We start from the raw sequence: 26,963 nt of genomic DNA, 5'->3' as shown, positions 1-26,963 counted from the left end.
TATATTGCTATTTTATAAAGATTGCAGCATCATGTATCGAGCTTTTTTAAGCCAGGTTCATTGCACATATGCAATGAATTTTGTCATCTCGCAACAAACTTACGATTTATAATCCATACTTCTTTATTTTCCTGGAAATAGTCGACTTATCTACATGAAGCATCCGAGCCGTAGCGGTTATTGTTCCACACTCTTCCAATATCTTGGATATTACCTGTTTCTCATATCTGCCCACTATATCTTCAAGATACAGATCACTTTCCGTTCCAATATAATCCGAAACAGCAGGTGCTTTATTATTCAGACAAAATTCAACCTGAATTGCCGATATCTCACTTCTCGCCGTACTTACAGACAAACGCTCCACCACGTTTCTAAGCTCTCTTACATTACCGGGCCAATTATATGATTCCATCACCTTCACAGCATCATCACTTATTGTTTTGCGTAAATTATATTCACTGTTAAATATGTCAAGAAAGTGTCTTGCCAGAAGCTCGATATCTTCTTTTCTCTCTCTTAGTGAAGGTATATTAACAGGTACAACAAATAATCTGTAATACAGATCGTTCCTAAAACGCCCCTCTTCCACTTCTCTTTTCAGATCTCTGTTAGTGGCCGCTATTATCCTTATATCTATATGTACAGATTTTTCACCGCCCACTCTTCTCACTTCTTTGTCCTGAATCACACGAAGCAGCTTTGACTGCATCTGTACAGATAATTCCCCTACCTCATCAAGAAAAAGAGTACCTCCGTCAGCAAGCTCAAATAAGCCCATCTTTCCGCCTTTTCCCGCTCCTGTAAAAGCCCCTCCTTCATATCCAAAAAACTCAGATTCTATGAGAGTTTCCGGTATAGCCGCACAGTTGACCTTCACAAAAGGAGCTTCAGCTCTGCTGCTGTTCTTATGAATCAAATCCGCTATAACTTCCTTTCCGGTTCCCGACTCCCCCATTATCATAACCGTCACATCTATCTTTCCTATGTTCTCAGCAAGTTCCCTGATATGAAGCATATTTATATTTTTTGTTATAAACTGTCCTGACAAGTCATCCTTTTGGTTCTTAAATCTCAGCAATTCCTTCTGCAGCTTGTTTTTCTTTTCAACCTGCTGACCGAGAAGAGTTTTCAGTCTTTCAACCTCGCTTATATTGCGCTCCACACAGATTATAAGATCGATACTACCCTTCCAAAACAGAGGGACACTTGTAGTCATACAATGACCTCCGGCTCCAAGCTCCTCTACAATACATTCCTCTCTGTGACTTCCTATAGTCTTCATAACGGCAGACTCTGTTATATACCCCATATCCAGCAGTTCAGACATATTTCTGCCTATTACTTCCTCTCTTGTAAGGCCTCCTGTCTTTACAGATTCACTATTTACTATTATGACTTCCCCTGTTCCATCCGTTATCCATATACCGGTCCTCATTTTATCAATTATATCAAGGACGATATCGTAATTATCCTTTAAAAAAGTGCTGTACTTCATCCATCTTATACCCCTTTGTCGTTCATCATACCAGTCTCTTTACAATAAAAATCACCATATTCTCATCAGTATACTCGATTTTCACTTCAGTGTTTTTCAGTTGCAAATACTGTTTCATTTCTTCTGCTATTATGAAAAACTCTGTCTTATCACTGCCTTTCATCGCAGGATCTCTGTAACATCTGTCGGCTATCAGAACAATTCCGCCTTCTCTGCAAAGTTTCAGAATATTATCTGCCGCCTTATACTGATCACAGTAATCTATATGATGAAGCATAAAAGCAGATACCACTACATCACTTTTCCGATAAGAATTTATATCTAAGGAAAGAATATCATCCATAGACACTTTTATCCATGGAAATTTTTTCTTACTTTCAAGCAGCATTGGAAGACTTGAATCGATAGCCAATATATCTTTTTCATCTCCTATCTCCTGCCACAGATTACACGTTCCGCAGCCCACATCTGTAAAGGTGTTTTTCCCCATCGATCTGATCATTTCCTGCAAACGTCTGATGGTTTTCTGATAAGGAATATCTTCCTTCATATACCTGTTTATAAAATCAGAGGCCATTTCGTCAAAATTCCAAGCATTTATTATATCATCGTAATTTAACAGTTTCTTATAGCTCCTATTTCTTTCCCTGATTAGAATATCATTGAAATTTTCATCTTCACAACTGTCCATCAGCTTATTTATATTGCCTTTAAGCTCATTTTTTTTATTTTGCAGTTCTCTTATCTGAGCATCGAGAGCTTTATACTGAAGATATAACATATCCAAATATTCATTTTTAGTTTTGTCAAATGTCAGAATAGACTTTATTTCAGAAATAGAAAATCCCAAATGCCGCAGAACAGAAATAGTCTCGATCTGTATTAGATTTTCCATGGAATAATTTCTATAATTATTATCAAGTCTTTCGGGATGAATAAGTCCCTGCTCCTCATATATTCTCAACATTTTAGGAGTTACGGACAATCGCTGGCAAACAGCCTTTGTGTTCATCATTTGACACCTTCCTTTATAAACACGTATTATTTTATCTTATCTGTCCCAAATAATAATATACCGCTGATCTATATCAAGTCAATTCTTTCTGTTTTCATCCTCAAGCATAAGATTCAATATCTTTACATCTGTTTCGCGCATTCCTTCTTTTCCTACAATGCCTATATTGGCAATGGTTTTTTCTATATCGTCTATGACTAAACCTTCTCCATATGAAAAACATCTGCCCGCCATAGTCATATCGTGAGCCAATATAGCGGCATCGACTGAAGATGCTATTTTTGCGGCACAGCTGGACTTTGCACCGTCACAAACAACTCCGCTGAGATTTCCCAATGTATTTATGATCGTTGAACATATCTGCTCATAAGTTCCGCCATGAAGATATGTTATAGCAGCTCCGCTGGCGCATCCTGCGCTGACTGCACCGCAGAAGGCGGAGAGCACTCCTATATGATTCTTTATATGTACAGCAATCAGATTACTCAACATCAGCGCCCTATATAATTTGTCTTCCGAAACTTTCAATTCCTTTGCATATTCCACTACCGGAACGCTTACTGTTATTCCCTGATTGCCGCTGCATGAATTTATCATGACAGGAAGCGAACATCCTCCCATGCGGGCATCTGACGCTGCAGCTGCCATTGCTTTGGCTCTTACTTTTATCCCTGTGCCATTATTATCAAGCAACGTTTTCCCTACTGACGCACCGTAATCATTATTAATACCTTCAAATGCTACCTGCATATTAAAATTTATCTGATCATCAAGCAAATTCTTTATTTCACTGTAATCTGTTGTATCAGCAAACTCAACAATATCTTTCACATTCAAAAGGCTTTTAAGCTTGCTTATATCATTGCTCTGCCGGCTGTCCTCCACACTGGAAAGCACTTCGTTATTCTTCCTCACATAAATTATATTAGTATGCTGCCCTTTAATTCTTACTTCTGCCTCATCTTCTCCTTTTACGACTAAAACACGGATATACATATTGCCTTCGCCTTCTTCCAGGCCGCATTTACAAAAGCCTGTTCCCAAGAGCTCCTTCGTACGCCTTATATCTTCCTCATCAGCACTGCTTAGAACTTCAAGCTCATCACCTCCGCATTCCAGCATAGATCCCAGTACCGCCGCTGCTTCTATTCCATGCATGCCCCCTGAATTAGGTACTACCACTCCCTTTACATTTTTTATGACATTGCCGCTGCACATTATATCTATATGTTCCGGAAATTCTCCCAAAATGCTCCTTGCCTTTGCCGCTGCATAAGCTACAGCACCAGGCTCGGTACACCCGAATGCGGGAACCAGTTCGTATTGCAGAATACTCTTATAAGCTTTTTCTGTTTCTCTGTTCATAAATTTATACCTCCTTTCATACAAGACAGGATCATTCAGCCTTCCTGTCTATTCTTATTTCACATATGCCGTCCCCTTGTGCTATGACTTTCCCGAGATTAAACTCATAACCATCCATCTTAGAGCAGATTCCTCTGTCTCCATCCATGGCTATGTCACAAAGAAGAGGTATGTCCTCAACTTCTACGCCCAGTTTCTGCCAAGCGGAAACAAGAGGACAATAATGAAAATCAATGTACAGCTTATCTTTGGTATTCTCTACTATTTCCATCTCAAATACCTTTTGACCTGTTTCATCTGCAAAAACTTTCAAAAATGAACGCAGGTTTTCCGGATTCTCACAGTTTTTTAATATTCTTTCCATCCCATGAAAACAGCCGCATTCATATATTGCCGACCTCCCTATATCCTCCATATCCATTCCTCTTTTTCTTATTTCCTCCAGCAGCAGATAGAACCATGTGGCTCTGTGCTCTATAGCATTTCTAACCAGTGTGGTTTTTTCGTCATTCACAATAACAGGTTCATTGATAATAGATTTCATAAAATCCGCCTCCTTTTTCATATAATGCACTTGCTCAATTAAATTATGAACTCTGCCCTAAGGGATAAGTCAATAGTTTAAACAAAATAACAGACAGACGGTAAAATCCCGCCTGCCTGTTACAAGTAATTATTGTTGGAGATAATTTTTATAAAAACTCAATTGAGTTCTTTTCCGTATGGCTGCTTTAAACTTATCTGTGAAATCATAAATCCTCCTATAACCATCACGCTTCCTGCCACATTCCTGAATGTCACCTGCTCGTATCCGAAACCTATAGCGAAAACAAAGGCAAACACAGCCTCAAAGCATAATATGATAGATACATTAGATGGTTTTATGACTTTCTGAGCATATCCCTGAATCACAAAAGACAGTGCTGTGCAGAATATCACGCCATATCCTACGGCTACAGCTACCGGAAAGCTTCCTGCCGATAAATCCGGAACAGGTTCGAGAATCAAGGCAAATATCAATGTTATCAAACCTGCTGATATTACCTGTACTACTGACATCCTTACAGGATCCACATTTTCGGCATAGCGGTCTATAACCATCATCTGTCCGGCAAAACACAATGCACACATGAGCTGTAAGAAATCCCCCAGCTGAATGGTGAAACTCTCGGTCAGTGACATTACCGCCAGTCCGGCAAAGGCTATAAAGGCACCCACAAGCGCATTCTTTTCCGGCCGTTTTTTATAAAACAGCCATATCAGAAACGGCACTATTACTACACATGCATTTGCCAAAAATCCGGCCTTTCCCGGTGTCGTATACTGCAATCCGACAGTTTGTGCCGTAAAGGAAGCGGCCAGGAAAATGCCTGAGAATATTCCGCAGTATACTTCCGATTTTTTCATTTTACATACCAGTCTGAAAAAAATTACTGCCAGCAATATTCCTGATAGAAGAAACCGCATAGTCAAATAATACAATGGTGTAATATCCGATAACGCCCACTTGATCACGCTGAAGTTCAGTCCCCAGCTAACTGCTATAAATAAAATTCCTGCATTTGCTAAAACTATGTACTTATTCGACATATGATCTCACCTGCTGCAACAAAACTACAACACAAATCCAAATACTATAAACAGCATGATCGCTACTACTGCCGATATCACAGCATATGGCAGCTGCGACAGTGCATGGTCCAAATTTTCCATTTTGCAAGCTTGGGAAGTCAGAGCTGTACAATCAGAATAAAAGCATGCATGACTTCCAAATGTTCCTCCCGAAAGGATAGCGCCCAATACTAAAAGCTCATTAGTACCTGTAGCTGCTGCCAATGGAATGAGAATCGGCACCGTGATGGCTGGTATTCCCCAGTTGCTTCCTGTAACAAAGGCCAAAGCCGCTACTACAACAAAAGCTATCGCCGGGAATAGTCCGGCACTCATATACGGCAGTACAGCATTTATGACATATGCCGGAAGACCTATTTCATCCAATCCCATCTTCATAGTCAGAGCACAGACAATGATAAAAAGCATAGGAGTCATTGATCCGAATCCGTTTACAAAAGCATCTCCGAATTCAGTAAAACTCATTGTTTTGGTAGGAAGATACATGAGCAAAGCCAATATTATAGCAGCAATCAAACCGAATAAAACTTCTCCGGTAATCACGGCAACTGCAATCAATACGATCATTGGAGCAAGGAAATTTATTATCTTTCCATCTTTTCCATTATTCTCTTCTAACCCATTTTCTTCCTTCACCACATTGAATTTAGCACTTTGTTCTGAATAAACATTTCCTCCTGCAGCTACTCTTTCATATGCTTTTTTCATTGTTCCCAGTTTAGGAATTACGCCATATATAGCAAGAGGCACTACTATAAGAGCTGTCATCCCATAAAATATAAATGGCATGGCATGGATATAAATATCCATGCCTGATCCATATACCTGCAGTTCTTTCTGTTCTGAAAAAATTCCTGCAAAGAATACCGCCCAGGTCGACAGCGGCAGCAATACACACACAGGAGCGCCTGTAGAAGCTGTAACATATGCGAACATTTCTCTCGGTATTTTCTGTCTGTCACACACTCCTCTCATTGCTGATGTCAGCGTCATAATATTCAAGGCATCATCCATAAATACGACGATCCCCAGAAAAAATGTTGTCATCAGTGACTTTTCCGGTTTATTGGCCAGTCTTTCGACTATTTTCGAAAAGCCGAAAGTACCTCGTGATTTTTCAAACAGCATAACCAAACTTCCGAACAGTCCCATAGTCACCAGCATTGACGCATTATCTGATATCGTAAAATACAGAGCTTCCAAATATGATGGAATAAAATTTACTCCCTTTGCCACTACAAAGGCAAGCACACCTCCTACAATCAGCGGTTCAATGGTTCTTTTTGTCAGCAGCGCCATACCTATAACCACTAGCGGCGGCAGCAGAGTCAAAAGACCATAATCAACAACTTGATCCATATTTTTACCTCATTTCATTTTCGCCCAAAGCTTTATGAGTTATATACGATCTCACCGTCCATAATTGTCATGACAACCTTCATATCAAACATTGCCTGTCTATCCGTTGCACATTCAAACAGATTATGTTCGGTTATAACCATATCTGCCAGTTTGCCGACTCCGATGGTTCCAAGTTCATAATCTCTTAATGATGCGTATGCTCCTCCGAACGTATATGCCTTAAGAGCTTCATGAATGCTTACTTTTTCCCAAGGATTCCATCCGCCCTGAGGCTCACCTTCATTGGTAAGCCTTGTCACTGCCCGAAAAATTCCTCTGAAAGGAGAAATATCCACTACAGGGCAATCGGTACCGAATGCCAGAACACCTCCGCTTTTTCGTATAGATTCAAAGGGCCATGAATATTTCATTCTCTCTTCACCTAAAATTTTATGAAATGGATGCTGATCAAAATCATATTTAGGCATATGTTCCGGCTGCACTGATGCTATTACTCCCAGATTTCCAAAACGTTCCAAATCTGCCGGATCCATAGCTTCCAGATGCTCTACGCAATGTCTCAAATCCGTCCTTCCATACCGTCTGTAAGCTTCCTCAACAGCATCCAAACAAAGCCTTGCCCCTGCATCTCCACAGGCATGAACTCTCGTCTGAATACCTGCTTTATGAAAATCGCAGACTTGCTGTATAAATTCCCCGGGATCTATCATAGGCGATCCCTTCTCTCCCGGACGATCAGAGTAATCTTTAAGCATATACCCGGAATAACCTTGAGGCGTGCCGTCTATAAAAGCTTTTACTCCGTTGCATCTGAGCTTTGAGCTGTTATACTTCACTTTCTTTTCCAAAACACTTTCCACTCCTTCATCAAATAAAGGGAAAAAATGTATCCTGGCAGTAAGCTGCCCACTATCCTCTATTATCTTATAAGCATTTTCTCTCATGGGAGATGTTCCCGCAACATCTCCCAAAGATGTTATCCCATGTCTGTTTGCAGTATCTATTAATGTCTTGCTATACTGCGCTAATTCTTCATCACTAATAGATTCAAATATTTTTTTCTGAAGATTTATTGCAGCCATTTCATGCAGATATCCGTCAGGTTCACCGTCTTCATATCTTCCATAAAAGCCATTCAAAGGATCCTGAGTATTTTTATCTATCCCAAATCTCCTTAATGCAGCACTGTTTACCCATGCACCATGGCATTCTTTATTAAGAAGAAACACCGGTATATCAGGAAAATACTTATCAAGACTTTCTTTTGTAGGCATCTTCTGATCCGGCCACAAAAGCGGATCCCATGCGCCGCCCATTATAAAACTCTTTCCTGCTGCATCTTTATGCAAATCCCACAGATATCTTGCGGCCTCTTCTTCTGATCTGGTATATCTGAGTATTCCATCTGCCTCAAGAAGACCTGCACTGACAAGATGTACATGAAAATCATTAAATCCCGGCATGATGAAATTATTCGACACATCAAATACTTCAGTATTGCTATCAATATATTCCTTGCTGTCCTCTTGGCTGCCGACAAATATTATTTTGTTCCCGTCCGTTACTACATATCCGTCTATCAGTTCATCTGTCACGGCAGTATATATATTCCTGCATCTGAAAGCTTTTTTTCTCATTTTTTCAGCGCTCCTATTCATCATCATCAACGGCCAGTACGCCTTTCTTTATTTCCATCAAATACAGCACCCCGCATACAGGACCGAATAAAATTGCTACTATAGCCAGAAACAGCGGAAGTACCTGCGCCGAATGAGTAATAACACCGGCTCCTATAATAATTGAAGCTACAACAGTGGCAGCTGTCCAAAAGTACGCCAGTTTCTGCTTTCTGGATTCTGTTTTCTTATCCATAATTGACCTCCTTACGCTTCTAACTGCTTATTTTCTTTATAGGTAACTTTAGAAATAACTATATAAGTTATTATGCTGAAAATTATGCAGGCTAAGTTGGTAGGTATTCCTGCAGGACACTGCAGCGCAAACTGCCAAACCATATACATAACTATCGCCAGCAATAAGCTCCAGAAACCGGCCGCAGGTGTTTTCTTTTTGTAAAACAGTCCGAACATAAGAGGTACAAAGAATGCGGCCACCTGGAATCCTCCAATATAGTAGTACGCTTTCGAAATACCATCCTGCCAGAAATATGTTGCAAAAATTATAACAATACCCATTATTGCGATTACTACTTTAGTCGCGATTACTTCACCCCTATCAGAAAGATTCTTATTAATGAACCCTCTGTATATATCATGTACCACAACTGCTCCTGCAATCAAATAATCTGCACTTACTGTAGACATAACGGCCGACAGCAGCGCTGCTACAAACAACCCTCTAAGACCTATAGGTAATGTTTCAAACACTATAGCCCAGAATGCCTGAGACGGTGACTGAGCTGCAATTTCAGGATACTGAACGAGAGCCGCCATCCCTGCGAGTACCATTACAGTACTGAAAACAACGCTGAATAGCATTATACATGAGTATGATACTTTGATATCTCCTCCTGATTTAGACGATCCGAATCTCTGATATGACTGTGAATTAGCATACATTGCAACAGCACCTATCGCCCATGAAAGTATTTCCATGACACTCAGTCCACCGGAAGGCGATGTAAGATTAGGATTTATCTCATGCGCCTGCTGGAATATAGTTCCAAATCCATCAAAATGCGTATACATTCCGAAACAAAGGACACCTGCCGCAATAGACATTATAACGAACTGTACCATATCAGTAACAGCAAGACCAAACATTCCTGAAAGTGATGTATAAAGTACTATTATTACTCCTAATATTGCAAATGCAACCCACATGTTTATCCCGGTGACGTATGATATCACCTGTCCGCCTGCAGTAAGCAAAGCGGCTTCATAAAGTATAGTACACAGCATACCCATGGCCATGACCAGTTTAGTATTTTTGCTGTACATATACTGCATCAGATCAGGCATTGTTATTACCCAGTCAGGCATTTTATCTCTGACTAAAGGTCCTATCCATAAAGCAAGAGGCAGTCTTAATATAGTATTAGGTATAACATATATAAATAAAATACAAATACCCATGGTAGTGCCGCATTCAGCCAGACCTACGATGGACCACGAATCAATCCAGCTAGCCGCGCCCACACCGATAAGCACAGGTATTGTCAAACGTCTGGCCGCTACAAAATAACTTTTCATATTTTTGCTTGCCCGTCTTCTCATGGTCAAACCGACAGCAATGATAAAAACAAAGTAAAGAACGATGACACCCCAATCCAGTCCAGACCACATCTTTGTAAAATCTATCATATCTTCTTCCTCCATACATAAATTCCTAAATCAAGATTTGTGTTCTACTCGATACTTCAAACCCAGTATATGTTCGCTTTGAATACCGAATTCATCAAGATACACATATCTCTTGTTTACATTCTCTCCCCTATAAACAACCTCGAGCTCAACTGCGGGTCTAAAAAAATCCTGTTTGCTTATCAGGTCCAGATCTCCCTTTTTACCATAAAACCTTTTCATTATCCTCATCTGGATATGGTCCTCTGTTTTTTCCAGTATTTCTTTATAAGAAATATTAGCTTTCAATTTTTCACGATGGTCTTCTTGTGTCTTTTTACCGACGAATTTAAGATCTCCGTTTTCATATATATCATATTGCATCGGATGAACTTCGTTCAGATCAAACACCACAGCCACCTTGCCTTCACGTGACGGCCGCTTCCTGCTAAAGTAACTATTCCCTTTGAGGTCAAAATGATAAACCAGATAGCAATAAGGCACCCATACGTCTGTCATGGAGTTAACATCAAATTTGATCAGAGGTTTGCCGAAAATACTTCCATGAAGAAGTTTGATCTTCTCTTTGACAGCATCTTCTCTATTGCGTACTATATCAGTATGCAAGAAATTACTTTCAATCTTTTTTCCCTGTAAACGCTTGACCATATTGCCACCTGATTTAACCTTTCCAGTTTTATGAAACAAATCAATTTATCCTTCTATAACACTTTCTTTCCATTTGTATGGATAACCTGTATCCATCATTCTCTTGAGAAAATCATCCGGATCAAGTTCATCTGAGAATACGATACCCTTCTTTAATTCAGTATCTCCCAGTATAGTCGTTCCTATAGCTAAAGGCAGCGCCACATAAACAAGAGCTGTTCCAAAGAGCTTTTTAAGCTCAGGGCCGGGAGCATTCATCTTAGGGCAGTTCGCCTTGTAAGTAACTTTCTTTCCGTCTTTTTCACCGCTGACTTCAACGATAAGTTCTATGAATGCTCTCTTATCAGCCTCTGCAAGCTCTTCATCTGTCGCTCCGAATATATTGTTCTGCGGAGGCGGAACCATTGAAGCTACCACATCTATAGGAGCCACCTCAACATCGCCTACTTTGATCTTCTCCTGAGAACACAAGCCTGAAGCATAAAAAATCGCAGGCTGATACATCATATAATACTTGAAGTCCAGGTCCTTTACTCCTTTAAAGGTGGCTGGCATGCTGTATATCTCTTCATGAGAATGATGTGTCACAGGAAGTGTTCCCACAGGTTCAGGAAAATCACACATTTCTATTCCTCCGAAAGGCGGATACTTCACGTATTTGCCATCCTCCAGTGCATAAGTAGGAGATGCACAGTCTACAAGGGCCTGTTTCGGAGACCATCCAGGATTCCATGGACGAAGTACCCAGTCATAAGGACCTTCCCCCGGAACAAGATTAGCTTTTCCGACTCTCATTTTTATGCTTTCCACAGAATCAAGTTTATTGGCAAACTTTCTTGCCAATACATTAGTCATTCCCGGAGCAAATCCACATCCGAACAACGCGGTGAGTCCTGCCTCTTTAAATTCTTTGCAGAGAGTGAGTTCATCTATGGATTTTCCTTCAAGGAATTCATCCCAGTAAGGATCATCAAAAGCTGTATTGATATAATTTGCTTTAGCTTTTAAAGCACCCTTCATCACATAAGTTGCCATCCACGGCATAACCATATCTACAACTACATCCACGCCTTCTGCAGCCCTTGCCACATCATCCGGATCTGTGGCATTCACAGAACCTGTTTTAACTTTAGCGTTCCCGATCTTATCGGCTACAGCCTTGGCAGTCTCTTCCTTCAAGTCAACAATTCTTATTTCTTCAACAGATTCCTGCCTTGCCAAGATAGATGCGCAAGCTCCACCCTGTCCTCCTGCACCTACGATCAATACCTTCATAATTTAAGTCCTCCTTCATGATTTGATAGGATCCTTGTTTTGTATCGCGACAAAAATATATAACGCAAAAGCCATGCCAACAGAAAAAACTTTTTTGTGAATATTGAATTTTCAATATTCTCTGTATATATTATCCCTTTTCCATATATAAAAGCTATTTATTTTTTATCATTTTCATACAAAAACAGGCAATTTGTTTCATTTTTAAAACAATTCGCCTGTTTTACATTCTTTTTCATCTTTTTTGTTTCAATTATAAAACTTTTTAGTTTCAATTATGAAACTAATCATTCTATGCCATATTTTTTCATTCTTCTTGATAATGTGGACTTATTGATTTTAAGAGCCCTTCCGACATCACTTGCCCGTTTATACTTTGAAAGCATAGCTTCCAATATATATTTCTCATATTCACCCAAAAGCTGCTCCATACTCTTTCCTTCGAGATTAGACAAGTCCATTCCCACAGAATCTGTCGCTATTCCGATTGCCCTCTCTACATGAGATTTCGTAATGATTTCATCATCTGAACTTATCATAATTCTTTCCATGACATTCTCAAGCTCTCTTATATTACCGGGCCAATCAAACTCCTGAAGCACATTCATCGCCTCTGCGGAAATCATTTTATTCATCTTATAATCAACGTTGAATTTATCTACAAAATATATACAAAGAGCCTCTATATCCTTTTTTCTTCCCTTAAGTGGAGAAAGTTCTATAGGCATAACATTAAGACGATAATACAAATCTCTTCTGAAAGTGCCGTTGGAAACGGCTTCTTTAAGATCACAATTGGTTGCCGCTATAAATCTTATATCCACCGGAATTGTCTTGATTCCTCCCACTCTCATTATCTCTTTTTCCTGTATAGACCTAAGCAGTTTTGACTGAAGATGAATAGGGATCTCCCCCACCTCATCGAGAAACAGCGTTCCGTGATTAGCCATCTCAAACAAACCTATCTTTCCATTTTTATCAGCTCCCGAAAAAGCTCCTTTTTCATAACCAAACAATTCTGACTCTATGAGGTTTTCCGGTATGGCAGCACAGTTAACCTTTATAAAAGGTTTTCCTACCCTGCCGCTGTTCTGATATATAAAATTAGCAAATACCTCTTTGCCTGTTCCCGATTCTCCTGTAAGAAGTACAGTAGTATCCAGCTTAGCTACACGCATAGCTTTTTCAGCAAGTTTCTTTGTCTCCAGATCTTCCGCAATCATATTTCCCCACATTACTATATTCTGTCTTCGCAGATACTCTATCTCTTCTTTTATCTTGGCATTATCTTTATTTTTTTCCTCCAAAAGCTCCTTCAAAGTTAGTGTTTCTGTTATATCTCTTTCAGTACAGATCACTATATCCACATCATCATCATGATATAAGGGTATCCCAGTTACATATACTTTATCTCCATCTCCAAGATTCTGTATCAGCGCTTCCTCTTTTCCGCTCTTCAAAGCTTCAAGGGAAACAGATTTCTCTACAAACCCTGTATCCTCAAGTTCACGCATATTCTTTCCTACAGTCTCATCCCTTGCCAATCCTCCTGTTTTGCATGATTCATCATTAAGCAGCAAAGTATTACCGTCATTATCAGTAATGTATACACCGACCTTAAGACAATTGAGAATACCCAGCAGTTCTTCATAGTTGTTCTGTATGAACTTCTTGTACATGTTCCCCACCAATCTCCCATAAATACCTAATACAATACCTTTTTTAAAAATTCTCCTGTATAGGATCCTTCAGTTTCAGCAATCTCCTCGGGAGTTCCCTGCGCTATAATCTTTCCTCCCCTGAATCCTCCGTCAGGACCCAAATCTATTACATAGTCTGCACGTTTTATGACATCTAAATTATGTTCTATAACTACAACTGTATTACCAGCATCCACTAACTTATCCAACACTGATATGAGCTTATCCACATCAGCAAAATGAAGTCCTGTAGTAGGTTCATCCAATATATAAAGAGTTTTGCCGGTACTTTTTTTAGAAAGTTCGGCTGCAAGTTTTATTCTCTGCGCCTCTCCTCCCGAAAGCTGCGTACTCGGCTGCCCAAGTTTAATATATCCCAGTCCTACTTCTATAAGTGTCTGAAGCTGCCTTGATATTGTCGGTATATTCTGGAAAAATTCAGCGGCCTCCTCAATATTCATATCCAGTACGTCAAATATACTCTTGCCTTTGTATCTAACCTCCAGCGTTTCTCTGTTATACCGTTTTCCCTTACATACTTCACATGGAACGTAAACATCAGGAAGAAAATGCATCTCAATCTTTATGATCCCATCCCCATTACATGCTTCACATCTGCCGCCTTTAACATTGAAACTGAATCTTCCTTTTCCATAGCCTCTCAGTTTTGCTTCCGGAAGCTGTGAAAACAGGTCTCTTATATGAGTAAATACCCCTGTATAAGTAGCTGGATTGGATCTCGGAGTCCTGCCTATAGGCGCCTGATTTATATCTATAATCTTATCAATATTTTTAAGACCGTTTATTCGTTTATATTTACCCGGTTTATCTTTACTCCCATACATTTCCGCGGCCACTGCCTTATAAAGGATCTCGTTTATAAGGCTGCTTTTTCCTGATCCCGAAACTCCAGTGACACATACCATTTCACCAAGAGGTATCTTGACATCTATACCTTTAAGATTGTTTTCTGCAGCTCCCTTTATCTCCAAAAATTTGCCGATTCCTTTTCTTCTTATCTCCGGCACAGTTATTTTCTTTTTCCCACTTAAATACTGTCCTGTAACAGATCTCGGACATTTCATTATGTCCTCAACAGTACCCTGCGCTACAAGCTCTCCGCCGTTTATCCCGGCTTCCGGACCTATATCCACTATATGATCGGCAGCATACATGGTATCTTCATCATGCTCCACTACTATCAGTGTATTTCCTATATCTGTCAGACGTCTGAGTGCTTCAAGAAGTTTTTCATTGTCCTTCTGATGAAGCCCTATACTCGGTTCATCAAGTATATACAAAACTCCCACCAATCCGGAACCTATCTGAGTAGCCAGCCTTATACGCTGTGATTCTCCACCTGAAAGAGTAGCCGATGCTCTTGACAGTGTGAGATAATCCAGACCTACATTAGCAAGAAAAGTCAAACGTCCTCGAATCTCTTTAATTATCTCCTCGGCTATTTTCATATGAGTCTCGGAAAGCTCAAGATTTTTTACGAACTCTATCGCATCAGCAACCGACATATCACAGAATTCCATTATATTTTTTCCGCCCACAGTTACTGCCAGTAGCTCTGGTTTAAGCTTATTACCTTTACAGACCGGACACTCGGTCACTCTCATATATTTTTCCATCTTTTCTTTAATCCATTCAGATCCGGTCTCTCTGTACCTTCTCTCAAGATTATTTATTATACCCTCAAAAGTATGATTCCTGTTTTGAGTATCACCGTTTCTGTTCGTATAGACATATTGCAGCTTTTCGTCACCGGTACCGTACAGAAGCACATCTTTAAACTTCTTTGGTAAATCTCTGTAAGGCGTATCCATATCAACATGATATTTATCAGCTAAAGCTTTTATCACCTGCCAATAAAAACTTGTATATTCCATAGTCGCAAATACATTGCTGAGGCACTTATCGTTTATGCTCTTATCCTGATCTGTTATTATCAAATCGGGATCTATACTCTGTATAAATCCAAGCCCATTACATTCAGGACATGCTCCCATAGGATTATTGAAAGAAAACATTCTGGGTTCCAATTCCTCTATACTTACTCCATGTTCAGGGCATGCCAAGCTGGTACTGAATGTTTTCTCTTCTATATTCCCATTTTTATCTACTATTACCTGAACAAGTCCCTCGCCATGACTGATAGCCAATTCACATGCGTCTGACAGTCTGCTCTGTATCCCGTCCTTTACTCTGATCCTGTCCACAACGATTTCTATAGTATGCTTAAAGGTCTTTTCAAGTTTAACTTCATCTTCGCCCAGTATCTTTATATCGCCATCAATTCTTACCCGTGTAAATCCTTCTTTCTTTATCCGGTCCAGAACCTTTTCATGCTGTCCCTTTCTCTGCCTTATGACAGGCGCAAGAATAGTAAGCTTCGTTCCTTCACCTTCCATTGCCAGAAGCTCCACAATTTGATCTATGGTCTGACTCGTAATTTCTCTTCCACATACAGGGCAGTGCGGTATACCGATTCTGGCATACATCAACCTCAGATAATCATATATCTCGGTAACGGTTCCCACTGTCGATCTTGGATTTTTGTTAGTCGTCTTCTGATCTATGGAAATTGCAGGCGAAAGACCCTCTATATATTCCACATTGGGTTTTTCCATCTGTCCCAAAAATTGTCTGGCATATGATGACAGACTCTCCATATATTTTCTCTGACCTTCAGCATATATGGTATCAAAAGCCAGTGACGATTTTCCTGAACCTGATAATCCTGTGAGAACCACAAGCTTATCTCTTGGTATAGTCACATCTATACCTTTCAGATTATTTTCTTTAGCTCCCTTTATTACAATATCTTTAGCCATATTATATTCCTCTTTTTATCCATATTACAGTTTAGCCTTATACTCAAATACCATATCTCTCAGCTGCGCTGCACGCTCAAACTGCAAATCTGCCGCCGCCTGTTTCATCTCATCTTCAAGCCTGCTTATATAGATTTTGAGTTCTTTCTTTGTAAGTTCGAGAGGACTCTTGCCTTCATACTTACCTTCTTCCTCCGCTACTTTGGTTGCCTCTATCACACTTCTAACGGCTTTTTTAACACTTTTCGGGGTTATTCCGTGTTCCCTGTTATATCTATCCTGTATCTCTCGCCGTCTTTCCGTCTCATCTATAGCTGATTTCATTGCCGCGCTTATGCCATCACAATACATTATTACTCTGCTGTCAACATTTCTCGCCGCTCTTCCTATAGTCTGTATTAACGAAGTTTCGGTTCTCAAAAAACCCTCTTTATCAGCATCGAGAATAGCCACAAGAGAGACTTCCGGTATATCAAGACCTTCTCTCAGAAGATTAATTCCCACTAAAACATCAAACACCCCAAGCCTCAAGTCTCTCAGAATCTCCATTCTCTCAAGAGTATCTATCTCGGAATGAAGATACCTGACCTTTATTCCAACATTTTTCAAATAATCCGTAAGACTCTCGGCCATTTTCTTTGTAAGCGTAGTAACAAGAATTCTTTCACCGCGTTCTGTCGTCTTATTGATCTCTGCGATCAAATGATCCATCTGCCCTTCCGTACTGTGAAGCTCTATAACAGGATCGAGAAGGCCTGTCGGCCTTATGATCTGCTCTGCGGAAATCCCTCCGCTCTGCTCCCTTTCATAAGGCGCAGGTGTCGCACTAACATAAACTATCTGGTTTACAAGCTGATTGAATTCCTCAAATTTAAGAGGTCTGTTATCAAGAGCCGACGGCAGTCTAAATCCGTAGTCTACCAGAGACTGTTTCCTGGAACGATCTCCTGCATACATAGCTCGAAGCTGAGGAAGCATTACGTGAGATTCATCTATTATTATAAGAAAATCATCAGGGATATAATCTATCAGCGTATATGGCCTAGATCCAGGCTTCAGTCCTGTGATATGCCTCGAATAATTCTCTATTCCCTTACATGTACCAACTTCTCTGAGCATCTCAACATCGTATCTGGTTCTCTGTTCAATACGCTGGGCTTCTATCAGTTTCCCTCTGTCTCTGAACCATTTGATACGCTCATCCAGTTCTTCATTTATAGTTACTGCCGCTCTATCGATATTCTCTTTACTTGTAACATAATGAGAAGCAGGATAAATAGCCACATGATTTCTGATGCCTACTATTTCACCTGTAACAGGATTGATCTCCTTAATGCTCTCTACTTCATCACCGAAAAGTTCCACTCTTACTGCATTTTCAGCGCCTGCAGGATATATGTCTATGGTATCGCCTCTTACTCTGAAATTTCCTCTTTCCATAGCAATATCATTTCGTATATACTGTATGTCCACAAGTTTGCGCATAAGTTCCTGTCTGTCCTTTTCCATCCCGGGCCTCAGAGATATCACCTGATTCTCGTAGTCTATAGGACTTCCCAGTCCATATATACAGGATACACTTGCTACTATTATGACATCTCTCCTCTCGGAAAGAGCTGCAGTAGCCGAATGCCTCAGTTTCTCTATTTCTGCATTTATATCAGAGTCCTTCTCAATATACGTATCAGTGGAAGCAACATACGCCTCCGGCTGATAATAATCATAATACGAAACAAAATATTCTACAGCATTGTTTGGGAAAAATTCTTTGAATTCCCCATGAAGCTGAGCCGCCAGTGTTTTATTATGTGAAATAACCAATGTTGGTTTCTGTACTCGTTCTATAAGTTTTGCCATCGTAAAGGTCTTTCCGGAACCTGTAACACCCATCAGCGTTTGAGCCCGTTTACCCTCCATTATGCCATTGGCAAGAGTATCCACTGCCTTAGGCTGATCTCCCATCAGATCAAAATCCGATATCACTTTAAATTGACTCATGGAAAAAAATCCTTTCTGCATATCTGACAGATCTTTAGTTTTCATTATAACGTGCCCCTCTGCGGGCATGTTTCACTGAAAACTTCATCTCGGCAACGCCGTTTAAAATCTTTAGTTTTCATTATAACGTGCCCCTCTGTGGGCATGTTTCACTGAAAACTTCATCTCGGCAACGCCGTTTAAAATCTTTAGTTTTCATTATAACGTGCCCCTCTGTGGGCATGTTTCACTGAAAACTTCATCTCGGCAACGCCGTTTAAAATCTTTAGTTTTCATTATAACACCTCAATTATTTATTGTAAACACATGTTCGATTTTTGGCAAAAAAACACAGATTATAAACTACTTTTGAATATTTTACATAAAAAAGGAGCCTTTCGGCTCCTTTTCAACTATATTTTACATGTCATTGACTGTTTGCTTTTACAAAATCTTCAACTTTATTTAAATAATATCTGAGGGCGTTAAAAATTCCTGATCTTTCTAAATAATCTTTATCTCTTTCTTTGTACAATTCAATGGTTCTGTATCCTCCATAATCTATGCATATGTCTTTTCGTTTAAATAATAATTAGAAATTCATAATTTCACAGGTGTTTATCGCACCTCATAGAGTTTTAATAAAATCCTCCGAAAGCCTTGAAAATAAAGGATTTATCGCAATCAGTCCACCTTATCCCTTTATATGATTTCACACAATGTTACCCTTGTTCTGCACAATCATAAGGGCAAAATCAAGGGCAGAAAAATCTGATAACACAATATAACAAAGTGTGGTAATCGGGAAACTGTGATGTATGTGCGAATAGATTATTTTGGAGGATAACACTATGGAGAAATATATTTACGATGAAAGCAACGGACTTTGGTATGAATTGCAGGGGGATTATTATATTCCTTGCCTTACTTTACCAACCGAAAAAGAAAACAAGCCTATCGGCTTATGGGGACAGCGACACAAACGCTATTTACAGGAATGCAAGAAAGCAGTTTACATCACGCTACTCACAAGTGGCAGATTGAACAGTTATCTTGCTGATATTGACGAACAGGCAACGGAGATGATGTTTCGATTGGTTGAGCAAATGGCTGATAAGGAGGGCGTTACTGAACAGCTCAAAACAGAACGCCCGATGTTGTGGGTTGGCAGAATAAACGAGATACAGGCAAGAGCAAGAGAAATCGTCAATGCAGAAATTATCTACGCATAGTAATGTAACGCTTATAAGATGAAAAAGAGGGTAGGCAGATAATATTTTTTGTCTACCCTCTTTGACTTGAAAACAGATACTAAATTGAGAAAACCTGCGTAAATACACTATCTCATTTCTGCAATTATTTTAAGACTTTATTGCACGAATTTTATAATAATGATAGAATGAATTAGTCAAAGCTAACTTGATTGATGTAAGGAGAGGTGTAATTATGTCTTTTTTTCAAAACACTTGTAAACCTAAAGGACTTGGCGGAAGCCTTATGGTTAATATGATGAATATAGGTCATTCTCCTATGGCAGAATGGGGATTGAAGCATATAAAAATTAATAAGAACGATATATCATTAGACGTTGGTTGCGGTGGTGGTGCAAATATAAAAAAACTATTAGAAAAAAGTCCAAAGGGTAAAGTTTTTGGCATTGATTATTCAGAGGTTAGTGTTAGAAAATCAAAAAAAGTTAATAAATTTGCAGTAGAAAGAAAGCATTGTGAAATTCTGCAAGGAAATGTGCAGGAACTTCCTTTTGCCAATGAAACCTTTGACTTAGCAACTGCTTTTGAAACAATATATTTTTGGTCTGATATTGACCAAAGTTTTAGCCAGATATATAGAGTGCTAAAAAAAGGTGGAATTTTTATGGTTTGTAATGAGTCAAATGGCGAAAATGACAAAGATAAAAAATGGACAGAGATTATAAAAGGAATGAAAATTTATACTTCCAAAGAGATTAAATATTCTTTGGAAAAAGCAGGATTTACGCATATAGAAACGAACAAAAATGCTAAAGGCTGGCTTTGTGTGGTTGCTCGAAAGTAAAACAATTTTTAAATTTTACCTGATATACTTAACGGATACGCTCACAATTTCAGCAACTGGCGAAGTAATCCCGTCATGCTTGCAAGCCATTCAAAGTCCCCGTTATCTAACAAGGGGCACAATTTACGAGGGCAAATGGACGAAACAGGCGAAAGTCCTAGAATATATGGGGGGGGTAAACGCACTTTCAAGGGGTGTTAACTGAAAGACGGTCATTTAACACCTTTTCAAACAAAAAGATAATGAAATTTACATCTCTGAGCAGACAGAAAATGATATTTGGATAGTGGAAAATAATATTGGGGAATTGACAAAGTTTTTGCGAGGTGCTATTATAACGATGTTATATAACAGTGTTATAAAAAGAGGATTAAAAATGAGCAACGAAGAAAAAACGACATTGCAGATGATTTTATCGGCTGCTATACAGGAATTTCTTGAAAAAGGCTTCACATCTGCTTCATTACGAAATATTGCTAAAAAAGCAGGCGTAACCACAGGGGCTTTATATGGCTATTATGATAGTAAAGAGGACTTGTTTGAAGCATTGGTAGGCGAACACTACAATTTTTTACTGGAACGATTTTGCAAGGCTCAAAAAGAATTTGCTGAAATTCCGCCAGAAGAACAACCTAACAATCTTACTTCTACTTCCGGCGAATGTATGTATGAAATGCTCTTGTATGCCTATGAACACTTGAATGAATTTAAGCTCATACTTTGCTGTTCGGAGGGAACACGTTTTTCAAAATTGATTGATGAAATGGTGGAAATAGAAACAAAAGGAACACATGATTATTTAGCAGTTCTTGAAAAGATAGGCAGACCTGCTCCCCCCATTGATGAACGGTTGGAGCATATCTTGATTACAGGAATGTTTAATACATTTTTTGAGCTGATTATACATGAAATGCCTCTTGAAGAAGCAAAGCACTATTTGAAAGAAATGAGAGATTTCTATACCGCCGGGTGGATGAAAATTATGGGGCAATAAAAATGAATAAATTCGTTAGGGCAATCTGCCCTATAATTTTTATACACAGGTTAGTTACTGCTAACTTCACAAGGGCAACACTAACTGAAATGAGGATATTGGAGGACGTTCATTTTGTTCTCGTATCATAAAAAATTTTCAAGGAGGTTTTATCAATGAAAAAACAGTCAAATCTATCAAGACTGATGGGTTATGCCGGAGGGCATAAGATATTGACCTATCTTTCTTGGGTACTGTCTGTAATGAGTGCACTGTTGGCTCTTGTACCTTTTTGGTATATATGGTGTATTATTCACGACATACTGGAGGTTTCCCCGGACTTCTCACAGGCGGAGAATGTCACAGGCTACGGTTGGTCTGCCGTATTGTTTGCAGTTATCTCTATTGTTGTTTACATAGCCGCTTTGATGTGTTCGCATTTGAGCGCGTTCCGGGTTGCCGCTAATATCCGAAAAGAGCTTATGCGCCATATTGCAGCATTGCCGCTCGGAGTAACGGAGAAGTATGGAAGTGGAAAGCTGCGGAGAATAGTAAACGGTTCCAGTGCTGCTACGGAAACGTATCTTGCACACAGGCTTCCCGACAAAGCGGGGGCGATTGCCACCCCTATAGGGCTACTTTTCCTGTTGCTTGCTTTTGACTGGCGGTTAGGGCTTTTAAGCCTTGTTCCCGTTGTGCTTGGTTTTCTGATTATGATGAAAATGACAGGAAAAGACATGGAAAAGCGAATGGAACAATATCAAAATGCGCTTGCCGATATGTCAAATGAAGCCGTTGAATATGTGCGGGGCGTACCCGTAGTAAAGACTTTCGGACAGACAATCTTTTCTTTCAAACGCTTCAAAAACGCGATAGACAATTACGAAACATGGGTAATCGCATACACAAAGGGGCTGCGTCTGCCTATGATGTTCTATACAACGGCAATTAACAGTGTATTCGCGTTTCTGATTGCCGGAGGTATTCTCTTTACAAGGGGCGGCGTAACAAATGAACTTCTGTTAAACCTTATTTTCTATATTGTGATTACGCCCGTCATTGGTACGACGCTCACAAAAATTATGTTTATGAGCGAGGACGCAATGATTGTAGGCGACGCAATTAACAGGATTAATGAAGTGCTGAACGAAAAACCATTATCTGAAAGCAGCGTGAATAATATCCCTAAAGATAATGGGATTACATTAGAACACGTTAGTTACAGCTATGACGGAAAGAAAAACGCGCTCAATGATGTATCTCTTTCCATAAAACCGGGGCAGACAGTCGCATTGGTAGGATCGTCCGGCGGCGGCAAGACAACGCTTGCAAATATCGTCACAAGATTTTTTGACCCGCAAAAAGGGCGCGTACTGATAGGGAATATCGACATATGCGACATTCCGAAAGAAACATTGATGAATAAGGTGTCCTTTGTATTTCAGAACAGCCGACTTATCAAAGCGTCCATATTGGAAAATGTGCGTATGGCAAAGCCTGACGCTACACGCGAAGAAATCGCCCATGCTTTGGAAGCTGCACAGTGCTTGGATATTATTGAAAAATTACCGAATGGCATTGATACGGTTGTCGGCGCAAAAGGCGTATATCTGTCCGGCGGCGAACAGCAAAGAATAGCGATTGCCCGCGCGATTTTGAAAAATGCGCCTATCATAATCCTTGATGAAGCGACCGCATTTGCCGACCCCGATAATGAGGTGCGCGTACAGCAGGCTTTATCCGCGCTTTCAAAGGGAAAGACCGTCATTATGATTGCACACAGGTTGTCGTCAATCACAGACGCGGATTGCATTTATGTACTGCAAGACGGTGAAATTGTCGAAAGCGGCACACATAGCGGACTGATAGAAAGAAACGGCATATTTACAAAAATGTGGAAGGATTATTCCGAAGCGGCAGAATGGAAGATTGCAAAGGAGGTAAACGCATGATTAAGACATTGCAAAGACGTTTTGCATTATCAAGACAGGGGGCTGTCGATTTGATAAAAGGCTGTATTGCCTGCGTCGTACAGGATATATCCTTTATGCTCCCTGTGGGATTGCTCTATTACTTTGTCATTGACACCATGAATGGGAACTTGAATGGAAGCCGCATTGCTTTTTATGCGGTTGGTTCTTTGGTTTGCTTATGCCTTATATTTATTGCGACTTGGTTTCAATATAACGCCACTTACTTAGCGACTTATGTGGAAAGCGGGGTAAGGCGTATATCCTTAGCGGAACGGCTACGCAAAATCCCGTTGTCCTTTTTTGGCAAAAAAGACCTTGCGGATTTAACCAATTCTATTATGGGAGACTGTGCTACGCTTGAAACTGCATTCTCCCATTATGTACCCGCATTGGCAGGCTCCCTCATTTCAACAACACTAATTGCAATCTGCCTTTTTGCTTACGACTGGCGAATGGCTCTTGCGGCGGTGTGGGTTTTACCGATTGCATTTACAATCACATTCTTTTCAGCTCGCATACAGGAATACTTTAACTGTAAATCTGTAGCGGCAAATGTCGCGCTTGAAAGCGGTGTACAAGAGTGTATCGAAAGTTTACAGGACTTGAAATCAAACAATGCGGAAGAAAGTTATCTGAAAGGACTTGACAAAAAAATTGACTATGTAGAAAAACGGCACATTATAACAGAACTTGGAACAGCACTTTTTGTTGTTTCTTCAACACTAATATTAAAGTTTGGAATTGCTACGGTTGCGCTTGTAGGCTCTACGCTGCTTATTCGTGGAGAAATTGATATTCCGCTGTTTTTTATGTTCTTGCTTGTAGCTTCAAGGCTTTATGCCCCGCTTGAAGGCGCATTGCAAAATCTTGCTGCGGTAATCTCTACGAAAACGAACATAGACCGCATGAACGAAATCCTTGACCAACCTATTCAGACAGGGGAAAATCAACTGATAAATAAAGGTTATGACATTGTATTCGACCATGTAGGATTTGCTTATAATACTGGGGAAACCGTATTGAAAGATGTGTCTTTTACGGCAAAACAGGGAGAAGTTACCGCTTTAGTCGGACCGTCCGGCGGCGGAAAAACTACGGTGTCGCGTCTTGCCTCGCGGTTTTGGGACATAAACAAAGGGAAGATTACTGTCGGTGGTATGGATATATCGAAAATAGAGCCGGAAACCTTGCTGTCTCTGTACTCTATCGTATTTCAAGATGTGACGCTGTTTAACAACACAATCATGGAGAATATCAGAATAGGCAGAAAGGACGCGACCGACGAAGAAGTAATTGCGGCGGCAAGACTAGCAAATTGTGAAGAATTTGCAGAAAAGCTCCCAGACGGGTATAACAGTATGATTGGTGAAAATGGTTGCGAATTGTCTGGCGGGGAAAGGCAGAGAATTTCAATCGCCCGCGCTTTTCTCAAAAATTCCCCTATTATCTTACTTGATGAAGCAACGGCAAGTCTTGATGTGGAAAATGAAACATTGATACAGGCTGCTTTGTCAAGACTGATAAAGGACAAGACCGTACTTGTTATCGCCCACCGTATGCGTACCGTAAGCGGCGCAGATAAAGTGGTTGTGCTTTCAAACGGTACGGTTGCCGAACAGGGAACGCCGGAAAAACTGATGAACACAGGCAAAATTTATCCGCATATGGTAAAGCTGCAAATGATTAGTCAGGATTGGGGAATTTAGATTTCTAACTGAAATTGAATGATATAGATTTCATATTTTCCCATTAGTGAGAAACGCAAAGAGGTCGACATTATGAAAACAGAATGGATACTTTGCCCTGTCTGCGGCAATAAAACCCGAACAATGATACAGGAAAATACTGAGATGAGAAACTTTCCTCTCTACTGTCCGAAGTGCAAAAAAGAAACAATCATCAATGTTCAGGATATGAAAATCACGCTTGCAGTCAGCAAATAATTATGTACCACCGCCGCTATGGGTAACACCATAACGGCGGTTTTTCCATATCTATCGGCTATCTCTGTCAATGGATTTTTTGCGCTGTCTTTGGGGTGGTTTCTGCCTATTTTTATCCTGTATCTCCCGCAAATGTTTTAATACGCTCTGCTTTTCGGGTGGTCTGCGCTGCTCTTTGGCGGCGGCTGACGGTTTCCTGCTGGTCTGACGCTCCCACTCGGCAAGGTCACGGCTGTACTGTTCCACAACGCTTTCCATTTCTCGGAAAGTACGCATGAACGCCTGCACATCGGGATAACCGTCCTCTTTCAGAATATCGGGCAGCATATCCAGTTTTGCAGCGATTTCCTTTTCCGTCTGCTGTATCTGCTCGGACAGGGCTTTACGCTCCTTGCCTTTGAAAAGCCCCTTTGTGTCTGCAAGCTGCGCTTTCAGTTTCGGGAGAACATCGTCCTGCAAACGGCGGATTTCCCTTGCGCCCTCCTGCGCCTTTATCATCAGATTTTTCATGCGTCGAAATTCCGCCATATCCATATCCAGCGTAGGCTTGGGCGGCATATCCTTTTCTCGGATAAGGCTTTGCAGAAGCTCCTTTGCCCTGCCGATAATGCTGCGGAACAAGGTAGGCAGCCAGCCCTTTTCTTTAATGGACTGACTTGCCTTTTGGTGGATTTCCTCTTTCTTGATTTCCAGTATCTTTGTTTCCTCAATCCCCGATAACAATGCCATATCCGCCGTCCTGTTCCATTCCTGCCTTGCGGCGTTGTCGGCTTCAATCTCGGCGGCTTTGGGATTGTTCTTACCGATTTTCTTGGTGGGAAGATAAACGCTGTTCTTATCAAATACCTTTAACTGCTGTTCGGGATCAGCAATATGGCGATTGATAAGGTCAGTGTAAATCTCTTTTACCTCCCGAAGAAAAGGCTCGCTTTTGAATTTATCATCTTTCACGGTAAAGAGGTGGCTTTCGTAAACCTCGCCCTTTTTAATGACGGTACAGCCTTTGCGTATCTGCCCGTCCTCCCCTGTGATTTCTTTCTTGGTGCGTACCCTTTTGCCCGTTTCATCATAGAACACGCTGCGTGTGGCTCTCTTGATGTCAGGCTCAGGAAGCAGTTTTCTTTCGCTGAAGATAAGATGGATATGATAATTGGTTTTGCGTTTGTTGTGGTGGAGGGCTGACACGCACTCCACACCATATCTCTTGCGGAACTCCTCCGTAAAATCTTCAAGGACTTCCTGCGGCTCGTATCTTGTATAAACTTCGGGCAGGGCGATAATCAATTCCCTTGCTTCGATACATTTGCCCTCTGTGCCGCTCCGCTTAAACTCCTGCTGGCTTTCCCTTGCAAGGTTACTCCAAAATTCATTGTCGGCGGTGCGG

The 26,963-nt window shown here is 40.4% G+C and carries 21 protein-coding genes; 6 read left to right on the top strand and 15 right to left on the bottom strand.

Annotated elements, in window-relative coordinates:
• Positions 1 to 106 precede the first annotated feature (106 nt).
• The 14 genes from ACLR96_RS04610 to uvrB form a co-directional block, all read right to left on the bottom strand.
• Positions 107 to 1,498 (bottom strand): sigma-54 interaction domain-containing protein, encoded by a 1,392-nt coding sequence (locus tag ACLR96_RS04610; protein ID WP_187524775.1) that lies wholly within the window; start codon positions 1,496 to 1,498, stop codon positions 107 to 109.
• 25 nt (positions 1,499 to 1,523) lie between these two features.
• Entirely contained in the window at positions 1,524 to 2,513 is a 990-nt protein-coding gene (locus tag ACLR96_RS04605; RefSeq protein WP_187524776.1) for a MerR family transcriptional regulator, read from the bottom strand.
• Between the two features lie 78 nt (positions 2,514 to 2,591).
• The gene (locus ACLR96_RS04600) at positions 2,592 to 3,878 is read right to left on the bottom strand and encodes a serine dehydratase subunit alpha family protein (RefSeq protein ID WP_412265289.1); all 1,287 of its coding nucleotides are present in this window, start codon (positions 3,876 to 3,878) and stop codon (positions 2,592 to 2,594) included.
• Between the two features lie 31 nt (positions 3,879 to 3,909).
• Positions 3,910 to 4,422, bottom strand: a complete 513-nt coding sequence (locus tag ACLR96_RS04595; protein ID WP_412265287.1) for an L-2-amino-thiazoline-4-carboxylic acid hydrolase — start codon at positions 4,420 to 4,422, stop codon at positions 3,910 to 3,912.
• A 158-nt stretch (positions 4,423 to 4,580) separates the two neighbouring features.
• Positions 4,581 to 5,468 carry a DMT family transporter gene (locus ACLR96_RS04590; protein ID WP_187524779.1) on the bottom strand — a complete coding sequence of 296 codons (888 nt, stop codon included), beginning with the start codon at positions 5,466 to 5,468 and terminating at the stop codon, positions 4,581 to 4,583.
• A 24-nt stretch (positions 5,469 to 5,492) separates the two neighbouring features.
• Entirely contained in the window at positions 5,493 to 6,869 is a 1,377-nt protein-coding gene (locus ACLR96_RS04585; RefSeq protein ID WP_412265285.1) for a Na+/H+ antiporter NhaC family protein, read from the bottom strand.
• 32 nt (positions 6,870 to 6,901) lie between these two features.
• Positions 6,902 to 8,509 carry an amidohydrolase gene (locus ACLR96_RS04580; protein ID WP_412265283.1) on the bottom strand — a complete coding sequence of 536 codons (1,608 nt, stop codon included), beginning with the start codon at positions 8,507 to 8,509 and terminating at the stop codon, positions 6,902 to 6,904.
• Positions 8,510 to 8,522: 13 nt separating this feature from the next.
• On the bottom strand, positions 8,523 to 8,744 hold the full coding sequence (locus tag ACLR96_RS04575; RefSeq protein WP_187524782.1) for a hypothetical protein: 222 nt from the start codon (positions 8,742 to 8,744) through the stop codon (positions 8,523 to 8,525).
• An 11-nt stretch (positions 8,745 to 8,755) separates the two neighbouring features.
• Positions 8,756 to 10,195, bottom strand: coding sequence for a sodium:solute symporter family protein (locus ACLR96_RS04570; RefSeq protein WP_187524783.1), 1,440 nt, complete (start codon positions 10,193 to 10,195; stop codon positions 8,756 to 8,758).
• Between the two features lie 30 nt (positions 10,196 to 10,225).
• Positions 10,226 to 10,843 carry a hypothetical protein gene (locus tag ACLR96_RS04565; RefSeq protein ID WP_187524784.1) on the bottom strand — a complete coding sequence of 206 codons (618 nt, stop codon included), beginning with the start codon at positions 10,841 to 10,843 and terminating at the stop codon, positions 10,226 to 10,228.
• Between the two features lie 45 nt (positions 10,844 to 10,888).
• The gene (locus ACLR96_RS04560; RefSeq protein WP_187524785.1) at positions 10,889 to 12,118 is read right to left on the bottom strand and encodes a saccharopine dehydrogenase family protein; all 1,230 of its coding nucleotides are present in this window, start codon (positions 12,116 to 12,118) and stop codon (positions 10,889 to 10,891) included.
• Positions 12,119 to 12,405: 287 nt separating this feature from the next.
• Entirely contained in the window at positions 12,406 to 13,797 is a 1,392-nt protein-coding gene (locus ACLR96_RS04555) for a sigma-54 interaction domain-containing protein (protein WP_187524786.1), read from the bottom strand.
• 26 nt (positions 13,798 to 13,823) lie between these two features.
• Positions 13,824 to 16,658 (bottom strand): excinuclease ABC subunit UvrA, encoded by a 2,835-nt coding sequence (gene uvrA / locus ACLR96_RS04550; RefSeq protein ID WP_412265277.1) that lies wholly within the window; start codon positions 16,656 to 16,658, stop codon positions 13,824 to 13,826.
• A gap of 24 nt (positions 16,659 to 16,682) precedes the next feature.
• Entirely contained in the window at positions 16,683 to 18,656 is a 1,974-nt protein-coding gene (uvrB, locus tag ACLR96_RS04545; RefSeq protein WP_412265323.1) for an excinuclease ABC subunit UvrB, read from the bottom strand.
• Between the two features lie 830 nt (positions 18,657 to 19,486).
• Here uvrB and ACLR96_RS04540 point away from each other — a divergent pair.
• The 6 genes from ACLR96_RS04540 to ACLR96_RS04515 all read left to right on the top strand — a co-directional run bounded on the left by ACLR96_RS04540 (position 19,487) and on the right by ACLR96_RS04515 (position 25,579).
• Complete coding sequence (locus ACLR96_RS04540) at positions 19,487 to 19,867, top strand: TnpV protein (protein WP_046446979.1); 381 nt, start codon at positions 19,487 to 19,489, stop codon at positions 19,865 to 19,867.
• Between the two features lie 214 nt (positions 19,868 to 20,081).
• The gene (locus ACLR96_RS04535) at positions 20,082 to 20,690 is read left to right on the top strand and encodes a class I SAM-dependent methyltransferase (RefSeq protein WP_119204757.1); all 609 of its coding nucleotides are present in this window, start codon (positions 20,082 to 20,084) and stop codon (positions 20,688 to 20,690) included.
• Positions 20,691 to 21,066: 376 nt separating this feature from the next.
• Positions 21,067 to 21,684, top strand: coding sequence for a TetR/AcrR family transcriptional regulator (locus ACLR96_RS04530; protein ID WP_119204756.1), 618 nt, complete (start codon positions 21,067 to 21,069; stop codon positions 21,682 to 21,684).
• Positions 21,685 to 21,839: 155 nt separating this feature from the next.
• Positions 21,840 to 23,615, top strand: coding sequence for an ABC transporter ATP-binding protein (locus tag ACLR96_RS04525; protein ID WP_119204755.1), 1,776 nt, complete (start codon positions 21,840 to 21,842; stop codon positions 23,613 to 23,615).
• Positions 23,612 to 25,342: an ABC transporter ATP-binding protein gene (locus tag ACLR96_RS04520; protein WP_147514140.1), complete on the top strand. Its 1,731-nt coding sequence runs from the start codon at positions 23,612 to 23,614 to the stop codon at positions 25,340 to 25,342. The genes ACLR96_RS04525 and ACLR96_RS04520 overlap by 4 nt, the downstream gene beginning before the upstream one ends.
• Before the next feature lie 72 nt (positions 25,343 to 25,414).
• Positions 25,415 to 25,579 carry a cysteine-rich KTR domain-containing protein gene (locus tag ACLR96_RS04515; protein ID WP_054689890.1) on the top strand — a complete coding sequence of 55 codons (165 nt, stop codon included), beginning with the start codon at positions 25,415 to 25,417 and terminating at the stop codon, positions 25,577 to 25,579.
• Positions 25,580 to 25,630: 51 nt separating this feature from the next.
• Here ACLR96_RS04515 and ACLR96_RS04510 read toward each other — a convergent pair.
• On the bottom strand, positions 25,631 to 26,963 hold a 1,333-nt coding region (locus ACLR96_RS04510), incomplete at its 5' end, for a MobA/MobL family protein (protein WP_412265271.1).

The sequence above is a fragment of the Lentihominibacter sp. genome, assembly GCF_046951855.1.
GTDB lineage: Bacteria > Bacillota > Clostridia > Peptostreptococcales > Anaerovoracaceae > Lentihominibacter > Lentihominibacter hominis.
Note: the sequence above shows the minus strand (reverse complement) of the source record. Positions and strands in the feature narration are given on the sequence as shown.